General features: G+C 67.3%; 7 protein-coding genes and 2 pseudogenes. 2 read left to right on the top strand and 7 right to left on the bottom strand.

Annotated features, from left to right (window positions below):
• Positions 1–19: 19 nt before the first annotated feature.
• Positions 20–1,167: pseudogene (locus OL239_RS03625) on the bottom strand (acetoin utilization protein AcuC).
• Positions 1,168–1,366: 199 nt separating this feature from the next.
• Here OL239_RS03625 and OL239_RS03620 point away from each other — a divergent pair.
• Positions 1,367–2,774, top strand: a pseudogene (locus tag OL239_RS03620) (TrkH family potassium uptake protein).
• Entirely contained in the window at positions 2,767–3,435 is a 669-nt protein-coding gene (locus tag OL239_RS03615; RefSeq protein WP_268910775.1) for a potassium channel family protein, read from the top strand. Before OL239_RS03620 ends, OL239_RS03615 begins: the two are co-directional and overlap by 8 nt.
• A gap of 30 nt (positions 3,436–3,465) precedes the next feature.
• Here the strand turns inward: OL239_RS03615 and proC are convergent, their stop codons facing one another.
• The 6 genes from proC to OL239_RS03585 form a co-directional block, all read right to left on the bottom strand.
• Positions 3,466–4,317 carry a pyrroline-5-carboxylate reductase gene (proC, locus tag OL239_RS03610; protein WP_268910774.1) on the bottom strand — a complete coding sequence of 284 codons (852 nt, stop codon included), beginning with the start codon at positions 4,315–4,317 and terminating at the stop codon, positions 3,466–3,468.
• An 87-nt stretch (positions 4,318–4,404) separates the two neighbouring features.
• Positions 4,405–5,235, bottom strand: a complete 831-nt coding sequence (locus OL239_RS03605; RefSeq protein WP_268910773.1) for a sugar phosphate isomerase/epimerase family protein — start codon at positions 5,233–5,235, stop codon at positions 4,405–4,407.
• Positions 5,232–6,260, bottom strand: a complete 1,029-nt coding sequence (locus OL239_RS03600) for a Ppx/GppA phosphatase family protein (protein WP_268910772.1) — start codon at positions 6,258–6,260, stop codon at positions 5,232–5,234. The genes OL239_RS03605 and OL239_RS03600 overlap by 4 nt, the downstream gene beginning before the upstream one ends.
• A gap of 88 nt (positions 6,261–6,348) precedes the next feature.
• Positions 6,349–9,078 (bottom strand): type I DNA topoisomerase, encoded by a 2,730-nt coding sequence (gene topA, locus OL239_RS03595; protein ID WP_268910771.1) that lies wholly within the window; start codon positions 9,076–9,078, stop codon positions 6,349–6,351.
• Between the two features lie 159 nt (positions 9,079–9,237).
• Positions 9,238–11,040, bottom strand: coding sequence for a DUF7059 domain-containing protein (locus OL239_RS03590; protein WP_268910770.1), 1,803 nt, complete (start codon positions 11,038–11,040; stop codon positions 9,238–9,240).
• Positions 11,041–11,049: 9 nt separating this feature from the next.
• On the bottom strand, positions 11,050–12,867 hold the full coding sequence (locus tag OL239_RS03585; RefSeq protein WP_268910769.1) for an FAD-binding protein: 1,818 nt from the start codon (positions 12,865–12,867) through the stop codon (positions 11,050–11,052).
• Between the last annotated feature and the right edge of the window lie 82 nt (positions 12,868–12,949).

The raw sequence follows: 12,949 nt of genomic DNA, 5'->3' as shown, positions 1-12,949 counted from the left end.
CGGAAGCGGCGGGCGCTCCCTAGTCGAACCAGGGATCCAGCCCGTGGAGCGGAAAGATTTCCTTCCGGGTGGCCATCACGGTGCGGTCGATCTCGTCATTGGGGTCATAGCCGACTTCCCAGGACCTCCACCACAGCTCCACGCCGTCGCCCATCAGCGGCTGGGTATCCTCCCCGTAGCGTTCCTTCACGTACTCGCGCCAGGACACGGGGACCGGCGTGCTGCACCGGATCCGGCCGTTTGCCGCCACTGACATCAGCAGGCTCCAGGAGCGCGGTACCACCGACACCACGTTGTAGCCGCCACCGCCGGTTGCGATCCACCGGCCGCCGCAAAGGTTGGCCGCCAGGTCGGCGATCGACAGGGCCGCCTGCCGCTGTGTTTCCACGCTGAGCCGGAGGTTGGTCAGCGGATCGTCAACATGGCTGTCGCAGCCGTGCTGGCTCACGATCACATCCGGGGCGAAGGCCTCGGCGAGCTGCGGAACCACAGCGTGGAATGCCCGCAGCCAGCCGGCGTCGGACGTCTTGGGCGGCAGCGCGACGTTGACGGCGGTGCCTTCGGCGCCGGGACCGCCGGTTTCATTGGCGAAGCCGGTGCCGGGAAAAGCGTCAGGCCGGTTTCATGCAGAGAAATGGTCATGACGCGCGGATCGTTCCAGAAGATGCTCTGGGTTCCGTCACCGTGGTGGGCATCGACATCGATGTACAGGACTTTGCCGGCTCCCCCGGCCAGCAGCCGGGCGACGGCGGCCGCGGCGTCGTTGTAGATGCAGAACCCCGAGGCACGTTCAGCGGCAGCGTGGTGCATTCCGCCGCCAAAGTTCACCGCGTGGAGCACCTCGCCGGAGAGGACGGCATCAGCAGCAGCCAGCGAACCGCCGACCAGCCGGGCACTGGCCTCATGCATCCCCGCGAATGCCGGATTATCTTCGGTGCCCAGACCGAATTCCTCATGCACAGTCCGCGGGTTTTCACTGACGCTGCGGACTCCTGCGATGTACCCGCTGCTGTGGACAGTCCCGAGTTCCCGGTCGGTGGCCACGTACGGCTCTCCCAGGGAGACTCCGGGCAGGTCAAAGATCCCGAGCTCCCGGGCCAGCCTGGCGGTCAGATCCAGGCGCAGCGGACTCATGGGGTGGCCAATGCCAAAGTTGTATTCCAGCATGGACTCGTGCCAGATAATCCGGGTTGGCATGACCGGAAGACTGAGTCCGCGGTTGATCATGCTGAACAGGCTACGCGATGTGCGCAATACTGGGAGATTGAGGTGCGGCACCCTGTCGGAGCGCCGCGGCGAACCGCATCGATGATTTACTACTGTGCAGAGCACCGCGCCCACTTGGAACCAAGGAACAAGCACGAATATGGCAACCAACCCGCAGCCCCGGCTGCAGCTGCGGCAGCTTCGCCCCTCATCCGTATTCTCCGCGCTGCGCGACTTCGTGGATTCCCTGGCCGCGAGCTCACCCGCACGGCTGGCACTCATTGTGTTCGCGTTGGTCATCCTACTGTTCACGGCCCTGCTTTCGCTGCCGGCTTCGGCCAGCAGCGGCCAGGCCACTCCCTCTACGACGCCTTTTTCACCGCGGTTTCCGCCGTTTGCGTCACCGGACTGACAGTTGTTTCCACGGCCACCCACTGGTCCGGCTTCGGCCAGGTCCTGATCCTGATCGCCATCCAGGTGGGCGGCCTGGGCATCCTCACCATGGCATCGCTGCTGGCGCTGGCCGTGAACCGGCGGCTTGGCGTGCGCGGCAAGCTGATCGCCCAGGAAGGCATGAACACGGGCCGGCTGGGAGAAGTTGGTTCCCTGCTGCGCATCGTGGTTACCACCACGGTCGTCATCGAACTCATTTTGGCACTGGTCATGGCCCCGCGGTTCATCATTCTGGGCGAGTCCCCCGGACAGGCCCTCTGGCATGCGGTGTTTTACGCCGTCTCCGCGTTCAACAACGCCGGCTTCACCCCGCACTCCGACGGCCTGGTTCCCTATGACGAGGACCTGTGGATCCTGGTGCCCCTGATGGTGGGGGTCTTCGTCGGCAGTCTCGGCTTCCCGGTCATCATGGTCCTGCTGCAGAGCCGGCTCCGCGTCCGCAGGTGGAACCTGCACACCAAGCTCACCCTGCTGGTGACGACCATCCTGCTGGTCGGCGGCAGCATCCTCTGGGCGCCTTCGAATGGTTCAACACGAAAACCATCGGCGAAATGAGCGTGGGCGACCGGATCCTGCACTCAGTATTCGCGTCCGTCATGACCCGTTCCGGCGGCTTCAACCTCGTGGACATGTCCGATCTGGACTCCAGCACGCTGGTCATCACTGACATGCTCATGTTTGCCGGCGGCGGTTCGGCGTCCACGGCCGGCGGCATAAAGGTCACCACCCTTGCCGTGATTTTCCTGGCCATCGTGGCGGAAGCCCGGGGAGACTCGGATGTCCGGGCGTTTGGCCGGACCATAGCCTTCGGGGCGATGCGGGTGGCCATTTCGGTGGTCGTCCTGGGCGCCACCCTGGTCGCCGTGTCCACGGTGGCTCTGCTGGCCATCACGGAAGAAACGCTGGAACCGGTGCTTTTCGAGGTGATTTCCGCCTTTGCCACCGTGGGGCTGAGTATAGGACTGAGTGAAGAACTGCCGCCGGCAGGCAAGTACGTGCTCTCGGCCCTGATGTTCGCCGGCCGGGTGGGTACCATCACCCTGGCTGCGGCCCTGGCCACCCGCCAGCGCAACACGCTGTACCACTTCCCCGAAGAGAGGCCCATCATTGGCTGACAGACCAGCCCACAATGCCCCCGTCCTGGTGATCGGGCTGGGACGCTTTGGCTCCGCCACCGCCGAACAGCTGGTTAAACAGGGCCGCGAGGTGCTGGCCATCGAGCGGGATCCGAACCTGGTCCAGAAAGCGTCCACCCTCCTTACCCATGTGGTGCAGGCCGATGCCACCAACATCGATGCCCTCAAACAGCTGGGCGCGCAGGACTTCTCCGCCGCCGTCGTCGGCGTGGGCACGTCGATCGAATCCAGTGTCCTGATCACCGTGAACCTGGTGGACCTGGGGATCGAGCACCTCTGGGTCAAGGCAATCACCTCAGCGCACGGCAAGATCCTGACCCGGATCGGTGCGAACCACGTGATCTATCCGGAAGCCGACGCCGGGCGGCGCGCAGCCCACCTGGTCGGCGGCCGCATGCTCGACTTCATCGAGTTCGACGACGACTTCGCCATCGTGAAGATGTATCCGCCGCGTGAAACACAGGGTTTCACACTGGGCGAATCCAATGTGCGCTCCAAATACGGCGTGACGGTGGTGGGGGTAAAGTCCCCGGGCGAGGACTTCACCTATGCCCGTGCGGACACCAGGGTCTCGTCCCGCGACATGCTCATTGTTTCCGGACACGTGGACCTGCTCGAGCGCTTCGCCGCCCGGCCGTAGCCCCGCCGGCCGCAGCCCCGCCGGAAGGTGCTACTTCGGACCCGAAAGCTCCGCGGTGATCGCCGCGGCACGCTCGGCTGCGGCACGCGCTCCGCGGGCGACGACGCCGGGCAGGTCCTGCTCGTCGAAGCTGCGGATGGCGGCTTCGGTGGTGCCGTTGGGGCTGGTGACCGCACGGCGCAGCGCTCCGGCGTCGGCGCCGGGTTCCGCCAGCATGTAGCCGGCCCCGGCGACGGTGTCGCGGGCGAGCACGGCCGCAAGGTCAGGATCCAGGCCCAGCTCTTCGCCGGCGCGGGCCATGGCCTCGGCCAGGTAGAAGGCATAGGCCGGACCGGAGCCGCTCACTGCGGACACGGCGTCGACCTGTTCTTCCGGAACCTGGACCACCCGGCCGGTCGCGGACAACAGTTCGGCGGCCAGCGCCATGGTTGCATCCGTGGCATGGGTTCCCGCGGACAGTGAAACGACGCCGCGGCCCACCCGGGACGGCGTGTTGGGCATGGAACGGATGACCGGCTGCCCGTCGGGGAGCCCGCCTTCCAGCAGCTCAAGTGAGACGGCGGCAGCGACGCTGACGACCACGGTCCCCGGATGCAGTACGGGAGCGATCTCCGCCAGCAGGGCGGCAACGCCCACGGGCTTAACCCCGACGACGACGACGTCGGCAGCGGCTGCCGCAGTGCGGTTGGCTTCGGGATCCTCGTTTCCGGCCAGCACGGTGAGGCCGGCGTAGCGCTCCCGCAGCTCTTCGGCCCGCTCAGGCCGCCGCACCGTGGCGCTCACCCGGTCCGCCGGCATTCCGCCGGCGAGGATGCCGCCGAGAATGGCTTCATTCATTGAGCCGCAGCCCAAAAAGGTCAGATGCATAGTTCCGGTATCCATGCCCCGATTCTGTCACGGCACGCACTGCGCTCCCGTATCGGAGGCCCGGAACCGGTCAGGGACTGGACCTGCCGGCCCGCGGCGCCGCTATTCGGAGATTTGGCCCAAATTCATGCGGGTGAAGTCCAGGGTCTGCTTCAACTGGTCCTCCCGCTCTCCGGCGCCCTTGACCTTGCGGGTGCTCACTTCGATGGCGACCACGCCCGCATACCCCGTTTCGGCCAGGTACTGCAGCGCCTCGGCGCAGCGCTGGGTCCCTTCCCCGGGCAGCATGTGCTCGTCGCGCCCGTTGGGAGTGCCGTCGGTCAGGTGCACATGGTGCAGGCGGCTGCCCAGCTTCTGCAGCTCCTCGTAGGAGTCCATGCCGGCGATGGCGGCGTGCGAGAAGTCCCACGTCACATGCTCGTAGGGCTCAGTAACCGGGTTCCAGTGTGGCAGGTAGGCCTTGGCTTCGCGTCCGCGCACCCGCCACGGGTACATGTTTTCCACGGCAATGGTCACCCCGTACTGCTCGGAGATGCGCCGCACGCCCTCGGCGAAGTTCTCGGCGTATCCGGACTGCCAGCGGAACGGCGGATGGGCCACCACCGTCTTGGCGCCCACCTCGGCAGCCATGGCCGCGGAGAGTTCGATCTTGGTCCAGGCCTTGCCCCACACCTGCTGGGTCAGCAGCAGGGTGGGTGCGTGGATCGCCATGATCGGCTGCGAATACCGCTCGCTGAGCGCATTCAGGGTCTGCGGGCTCTGGCTGTCGTTATTGCCCGTGACCATGACCTCGACGCCGTCGTACCCGAGGTCGTGGGCTACGGCGAAAGTGTCGTGAACGCTCAGCGGGTAAACGGAGGCACTGGACAGGGCCACCGGAATAAACGGCGTGCTGTTGTTCTCGGTGCGGGAAATTCGGGATGAAATGGTCATTCAACTGACTTTCCGTAGAAGGTGCCGGGCGAGGCGGCCGTCGCCGGCTCAAGCGAAATTTCCGGCAGGGGGCTGTCCGGCAGCGGCCCATCGGATTCGAAGCGCAGGGTGTCGAACCGCTGCAGGATCAAACCCTCGCGCAGCGCCCAGGGACAAATGTCGAGTTCGTGCAGATCGAAGGCTTCCATGGCCGCATGAGCCGTCATGGCTCCGGCCAGCACCTGCGGTGCGCGGACGAGCGACACGCCGCCGAGGTTGCTGCGGTCATCGATGCTCATGGTTTCCAGCCGCTTGGTCCACAGGCCCAGGTCGGTGCGCAGCAGCCGGCGGCGGACGTACGGGCCGGCGGCCGACGGCGCGGCCCCGGCGATGCGGGCCAGCGACCGGAACGTCTTGGACGTGCCGACGGCGAGATCCGGACGGCCGGAGCCTTCGAAGACCGCGGCTGCCTCCCGGACGGAAGCCCGGATGTGCTTGCGCAGTTTCTTGATGCTCTTGGCCGTGGGCGGGTCGCCGGCGAGCCAGTCGCGGGTGAGCCGGCCGGCTCCCAGCGGCAGGGACAGGGCTGTTTCGGGCAGCTCGTCGGCGCCCTGCGCCAGCTCGAAGGATCCGCCGCCAATATCCAGGTCCAGCAGTGTGCCGGCTCCCCAGCCGTACCAGCGGCGGGCGGCGAGGAACGTCAGCGACGCCTCGTCGGAGCCGCTCAGTTCCCGCAGCCGGACCGTCGTTTCGGCTTCCACCCGGGCCAGGACCGCCCCGCCGTTGGCCGCTTCCCGAATAGCCGACGTACAGAAGGCCAGCAGGTCCTGGGCGCGGTGGCGCCGTGCAAACTCCCCGGCCTCGGCCACGAACTCGATGAGTTCGCGCTGCCCCGCTTCGGTGATGGCGCCGTCGTCGCCCAAATAGGCGATCAGCGACAGCGGCCGCTTATGGGAGGCAAACGCCACCGGCCGGGCACCCGGATGGGCGTCCACCAGCAGGAGGTGGACGGTATTGGATCCGATGTCGAGGACGCCTAAACGCATGACACCATTATCCCGCGCCGGACCCCGGCTTCAGGACGCGGCGGCCGGAGCCGGACGGGCAGAGGCATAACCGGGGCCAGGCTGCGGCCTATTTCTTCGCCGGTGCACGCTTGCGCGCTGCGGGCTTGCGGGCGGCCGGCTTTTTGGCCGGGCCCTTTTCGCGCTTCTCCGCCAACAGGTCGATGGCCTGTTCGCGGGTCAGTTCCTCGATCGCCGTGGACCGGGGCACCGTGATGTTGGTGATGCCGTCGGTGATGTACGGACCGAACCGGCCGTCCTTGACCACGATGGGCTTCTCGGACACCGGATCGGTGCCGAACTCGGCCAGCGGAGCCGCGGCCTGCCGGCCGCCGCGCTGCTTGGGCTGCGAGTAGATTTCCAGCGCCTGCTCCAGCGTGATGGTGAAAATTTCCTCTTCCGAACCGATCGACCGCGAGTCGGTGCCCTTCTTCAGATACGGACCGAAGCGGCCGTTCTGCACGGTGATTTCGGTGCCCTCGGCGTCGGCGCCCAGGACGCGCGGGAGCTTCATCAGCTTCAGCGCTTCCTCGAGCGTGACGGTGTCCACGCTCATGGACTTGAACAGCGACCCGGTGCGCGGCTTGACCTTCACGGGCTTCTTCGGGGGCTTGGGCTTGCCGTTCTTGTAGTACTCGACCGGCTGCTTGGCCAGCTCCTCTTCGGTGGGCTCCGGAATCAGCTCGATCACATACGGACCGTAGCGGCCGTTGCGGGCCACGATGGTGCGTCCGGTCTCGGGGTCCTCCCCCAGTACGCGTTCCTCGGGCCCGGCCGTTTCCATCAGTTCGACCGCCTTTTCGGCGGTCAGCTCATCCGGGGCCAGGTCCTCGGGAACGTTGGCCCGTTCGGGCTCGGTGCCTTCCGGGGCGTCCGCGGGCAGCGGGCGTTCCAGATACGGACCGAACTTGCCCACGCGCAGCAGGATGCCGGGCGCAATTTCAATCGAGTTGATCGCCTTGGCATCGATCTCACCGAGGTCGTTCACGATCGTGTGCAGTCCGGTGTCCACGCGGTCGCCGTAATAGAACTGGTTCAGCCACTCCACGCGGCCGGCCTCGCCGCGGGAAATGCGGTCCAGGTCCTCTTCCAGCTCGGCGGTGAAGTCGTAGTCCACGTAGTCCGTGAAGTGCTCTTCGAGCAGGCGAACCACGGAGAACGCAATCCAGCTCGGCACCAGTGCCTGGCCACGGTTGGTGACGTAGCCGCGGTCCATGATGGTGGAGATGGTGGCCGCGTACGTCGACGGACGGCCGATGCCGAGCTCTTCGAGCACCTTGACCAGAGACGCCTCGGTGTAGCGCGGCGGCGGGGACGTCTCGTGCCCGACGGCGTTCAGCTCGGCGGCCGTGAGCACGTCGTCTGCTTTGAGGACGGGCAGGCGTGCGCCGTCGGTGCCCTCGTCGTCGTCGCGGGCGGCGTCGCGGCCCTCTTCGTAAGCGGCCATGAAGCCGCGGAACGTAATGACGGTGCCGGAGGCCGAGAACTCGGCGTTGCGGCCGTCGGAGGCCACGGCGCCCAGGCGGACGGACGCCGTCGAGCCCTTGGCGTCGGCCATCTGCGAAGCGACGGTGCGCTTCCAGATCAGTTCGTAGAGCTTGAATTCGTCACCCCGCAGCGACGACGCCACCTGCGCCGGGGTGCGGAAGGAGTCACCGGCGGGGCGGATGGCCTCGTGGGCTTCCTGCGCATTCTTGGACTTGCCCTTGTACACCCGGCGGGCTTCGGGTACGTATTCGGGACCGTACAGCTCCGAGGCCTGCCGTCGGGCGGCGTTGATCGCCTGGTCCGACAACGCCGGCGAATCGGTACGCATATACGTGATGTAGCCGTTTTCATACAGCCGCTGGGCCACCTGCATGGTCACCTTGGAGGAGTAGCGCAGCTTGCGGGCCGCTTCCTGCTGCAGGGTGGAAGTGGTGAACGGAGCCGCCGGACGGCGGGTGTACGGCTTGGTGTCGACCGAGCGGACGGTGAACGAGGACGATTCCAGGTTCGCGGCCAGCGAGGTGGCCGCTGCTTCATCCAGGTGGGTCACTGATTTGGCCTTGAGCTGGCCCAGGTCGCTGAAGTCCTTGCCGGTGGCCACGCGGGAGCCGTCCACGGACACCAGCTTGGCTTTGAAGGACTCGGCAGCGCCGGTGGCGAAGGTTCCCAGCAGATCCCAGTAGGAGGCGGGGCGGAAGGCCATGCGTTCGCGTTCACGCTCCACGACCAGGCGGGTGGCGACGGACTGCACGCGGCCGGCGGACAGGCCGCGGGCCACCTTGCGCCAGAGCACCGGGGAAATCTCGTACCCGTACAGGCGGTCCAGGATACGCCGGGTTTCCTGCGCATCAACCATGGCAACATCGACGTCGCGCATCTCCAGCAGCGCGCGCTGGATCGCTTCCTTGGTGATTTCGGGGAAGGTCAGGCGGTGCACCGGAACCTTGGGCTTGAGCACCTGGAGCAGGTGCCAGGCAATCGCTTCGCCCTCACGGTCACCGTCAGTTGCGAGGTAGAGTTCATCGGCGTCCTTGAGGGCAGCCTTGAGCTCGGCCACCTTCTTCTTCTTGTCCGGGGACACCACGTAGTAGGGCTCGAAGTCGTTGTCGAGATCCACAGCGAACTTGCCGACGGCGGTCTTCTTCAGCTCGGCCGGCAGGTCGGAGGGCTGCGGAAGGTCACGGATGTGACCCATGGACGCCGTCACCTCGAAACCCTCGCCCAAATAGCCGGCAATGGTCTTGCCCTTGGCGGGAGACTCGACAATGACTAACTTCTTGCCGGTCTTCTTGTCCGTCGCCTTAACTGGCACTGTTCTCCTACGTAACAAAGGTGATTCAAAGGGTAAGGGGCTGGTCCGGGCTCTGGTGCCTGGCCCGGTTCATCCTCAGACAGTATGCGGGATGCCCCAGCACTAGGGTAACTGCATTGAATGGGAGTTGCTGACTCCCTGCCAAAACAGCGAAGGGTGCTAGCGGGACGCGGGGACCAGGAATCCGTCCAGCACCAGGTTGCGGACCTCCGCCTCCAGGTCCCGGGGAAAGTCCGGGTCCGGGCGCCCCAGCAGGGCCGCGAGGGCGCCGATAATTTGACCCACGGACAGTTCGCCGTCACTGGCGGACACAAACCCGGTCAATTCGGTGCTCATCAGGTTGGTCCGGCGCAGGCCCGCGCCCTGGCGCAGCAGAATTACCCCCGGGTGCTCCGCACCGGGACGCGCGTGGCGTTCCTCCGTGACGTCGTCGGCCACCTCCAGGTGTTCGGCCAGCAGCGAAGGACGCGCCGCCAGCCAGTCGAAGCGCCCGACGGCGGCGCCCAGGTGCGGCCCCACGGGCTGTTCCAGCGGGTGGGTAATTTCTTCAAAGCGGCGCAGCGGTGCCGCCTCCGGGGCGGTGCGCCGGCGCAGGAACAGGGATCCGAACCCGATGGCGGTCACGCCGCGGGACGCGAAATCCGCGAGGTATGCTGCGTAGGACGCCAAGTATTCGGCACGGTCCCGGTTTTCGGCGGCATCCCGCAGCCACATCTCGGCGTATTCGGCCGGCTCCAGGACTTCGCGCTGGATCACCCATGCGTCAGTTTCCGGCGCAAGCCAGGATTCGATGCGCGCGGACCACCCGGCAGCGCCGGGCGCGCCGGTGCCGGGATGGGTGCCGGTCTCGATGTCGGTGCCGGTGCCGGTACCCCGGGCCCCGGTGTCGGCAACATCACCTCCGGCCGGCCGGTCCCCACGGCCGTCCTGGCCCTCCCCGCCTCCCCGCCGGATCTCCCAGTTGCCCAGCATTTGTGCGGTGCCGCCCGGAACCAGCACCTCCTGCAGGGACCGCACCAGGGTCTCGACTACCGCGTCGCCGGCCAGGCCGCCGTCGCGGTAGGTAAAGCGGTCTTCGGAAACCTCCCCGGTGCGTCGGGGTGTAATCACAAAGGGCGGGTTGGAAACCACCAGGTCAAACTGCTCTCCGGCCACCGGTTCCAGCAGGCTGCCCAGCCGCAGCGACACCCGGTCCTGCAGCCGCTGCGGGTCCAGGTCCAACGCTCCGGCGTTCAGCAGCAGATTGAAGCGGGTGAAGGCGAGCGCCCGTTCGGAGATGTCCGTCGCGGTGACGTGCCGGGCGTGCCCGAGCAGGTGGAAGGCCTGGATGCCGCAGCCGGCGCCCAGGTCCAGCGCCCGGTCCACGCTGCGGCGCACGGTCAGCTGGGCCAGGCTCAGGGAGGCCTGCCCGATTCCCAGCACGTGGTCATGGCGCAGCACGCCGGGACGCTGGTGTGCGCCCAGGTCACTGGCCACCCAGAGTCCGGTGCCGGCGCTGTCGTCCCTGCCGGAACCTGCGCTGCCCGCATCACCGTCGGCAGCACCGGCAATCTCATAGGGGCGAAGGTCAACCGCGGCACGGTAGAGTCCGGCGGGGCCGCCGCGCCGGTCATCTCCCGCTGCCTCCGGCACCGGTTCGAGCAGCCCCAGCGCAAGCAGGCTCCGTGTGCCGGTCCGGGGCAGCGCGCCGTCCAGCGCCGCGGCGTCGAGGTCATCACCGGCCAGCCATAACCGGATCAGGACGGAGACCGGCGCCGGGGCGTCCTGCCGCGCCTCGTCCCGGCAGCGCAGCAACGCCGGGACCAGCTGGTCCCGGCCCAGTGCGGCTGCGGCGGACTCCCCCAGGAAGTCCGCCACTCCGTCTACGGTGTAGCGTGCCGCCGCCAAATCCGCGGCAAGAGCCGAGAGCAGGGGAAGGTCGGAGCTCTGGGGTGCATCGGGAACACCGGCGAAATCAGTCACCGCTCCAGTTTATGGCTGACTGGGTGCCGCCTCCGTACCGGTGCTTCCAGCGGCGGCTTCGGCGTGCGCTCCTGCTGGCGTTCCGGATCCGGTTCCGGCGCCGGTTGTCCGGCCCGCCGCGTGCAGGGCACCGAGGTACCCGAATACCACGGCCGGAGCAATGGTGGCCCCGGCGCCGGGATAGGTCCGTCCCATGACCGAGGCCGTGGTGTTTCCGGCAGCGTACAGGCCCTCCATGACCGATCCGTCTTCGCGCAGGACCCGGGCATCAGCGTCGGTTACCAGTCCGCCCTTGGTGCCCAGGTCACCGGGATAGAGCCGCACTGCGGTGAACGGCCCCTTTTCCAGGGCGCCGAGGTTCGGGTTCGGCTTCACGCCCGGGTCGCCGTAGTAGTTGTCGTAGTCGGTGTTGCCGCGGCCGAAGTCGGCGTCCACGCCGGTGCGGGCAAATTCGTTGAAGCGCTGCACGGTGGAAACCAGGCCGGCTGCCGGAACTCCCATTTTTTCGGCCAGCTCCGCCACGGTGCCGGCCTGCAGCAGCAGGCCTTCGGCGGCCCACTTCTTCCGCCCGACCATGATCGCCGAAAACAGGTAGCGGCGCCGGTGCCGTGCGTCCATCACCAGCCACGAGGGATTGGCCGGCACTGATTTGTCGCGCTCGAGCATATGGTGCCCGAAGTCCACGTAGGACTCCGATTCGTTCAGGTAGCGCTGCCCGGAGGAGTCCACCACCAGGGAATAGGGCATGGAACGTTCCGCCAGCGAGAAGGCGACCCCGCCGCCGGGGCCCACCGTGGACGGACCCCACCAGGCGTCGTCCATCAGCGCCAAAGCGCCGCCGCGCTGCGCCACCAGGTCAATGACGTCCCCCCGGTCCCCTTCCGGAGCGGAGGAATATTCCTGGTCCAGCCCGTGGTACTTTTTCCGCCACTCGGCGTTCCGGGCAAAGCCGCCGGCGCCCAGCACAACACCCTTCCGGGTGCGGATCCGCACGGCGCGGCCGCGGTGGGCGACGACGGCGCCCACCACCGCGCCGCCGTCGTCCTGGATCAGGCCGGTGAGCGGCGAAGACAGCCAGACCGGCGTCTGCTGCCGGCGGACAATATGCATGAGCGAGGAGGACAGGGCGCCGCCGAGTCCGTACAGCCGCTTGCCGCGGACCAGGCCGCCGACGGTGCGGAAGACAAAGCGGGCGCCGCGGATGAAGCCGCTCGGAGTGGACCATGCGCGGGACAGCTCCCAGACGTCGTCGGTGGCCAGGGGCGCCGGAATGCCCGAGGCCGCGGCGCGGGAGGACTTAAACCAGGTGCCCAGTTCCCTGGTGTCGAAGGCTTTAACCTCCAGCGACCGGCCCGTCATGCCGCCGGGCTTATCCGGGTAGTAGTCCGGATAATCCTTGGACCGCATCCAGCGCACGCCCAGGGACGACAGGAGGGTGACGACATCGGGAATGGCTCCCAGGAAGGCGAGCTTGCGGTCCCGGGAGGAGACCGGGCCGACGTCGTCAATCACCGTCTCCATGTAGGTCAGGGCTTTTTCGGTGCTGTCCGGCACTCCGGCCGCAGCCATCAGCGGATTGTTGGGCATCCAGAGCCCGCCGCCGGAGATGGAGGTGGTGCCGCCCCACAGGTCGGTGCTTTCCGCCACGAGGACGTCCTGCTCCTGTTCCGCAGCCGTTATGGCCGCTGTGAGGGCGGCGGCGCCGGAGCCGACCACGAGGACGTCGACAATGCGGTCCCAGTCCTCAAGGGCACCAGTGCCCGCGGTTTCCCGGGCGTTTTCCGTGCGGTTGATGTGCTCGGTGCTGTCTGCGTACTCCTGCGTCATATCTGCCCCCTGCGGCCGCTCCGTACCCGGCGTCGATGCCGGATGGTAGGCCGCATGCTACATGTGCGCCAAACCGCCCGCA

The sequence above is a fragment of the Arthrobacter sp. ATA002 genome (genome assembly GCF_026898095.1).
Taxonomy (GTDB): domain Bacteria; phylum Actinomycetota; class Actinomycetes; order Actinomycetales; family Micrococcaceae; genus Arthrobacter_B.
This window is presented reverse-complemented; position numbering and strand designations above follow the sequence as displayed.

Coding starts and splice junctions, on each gene's coding strand:
- proC (WP_268910774.1), bottom strand. CDS start 4,317: ATGGATACCGGAACTATGCATCTGACCTTTTTGGGCTGCGGCTCAATG.
- OL239_RS03605 (WP_268910773.1), bottom strand. CDS start 5,235: ATGACCATTTCATCCCGAATTTCCCGCACCGAGAACAACAGCACGCCG.
- OL239_RS03600 (WP_268910772.1), bottom strand. CDS start 6,260: ATGCGTTTAGGCGTCCTCGACATCGGATCCAATACCGTCCACCTCCTG.
- OL239_RS03585 (WP_268910769.1), bottom strand. CDS start 12,867: ATGACGCAGGAGTACGCAGACAGCACCGAGCACATCAACCGCACGGAA.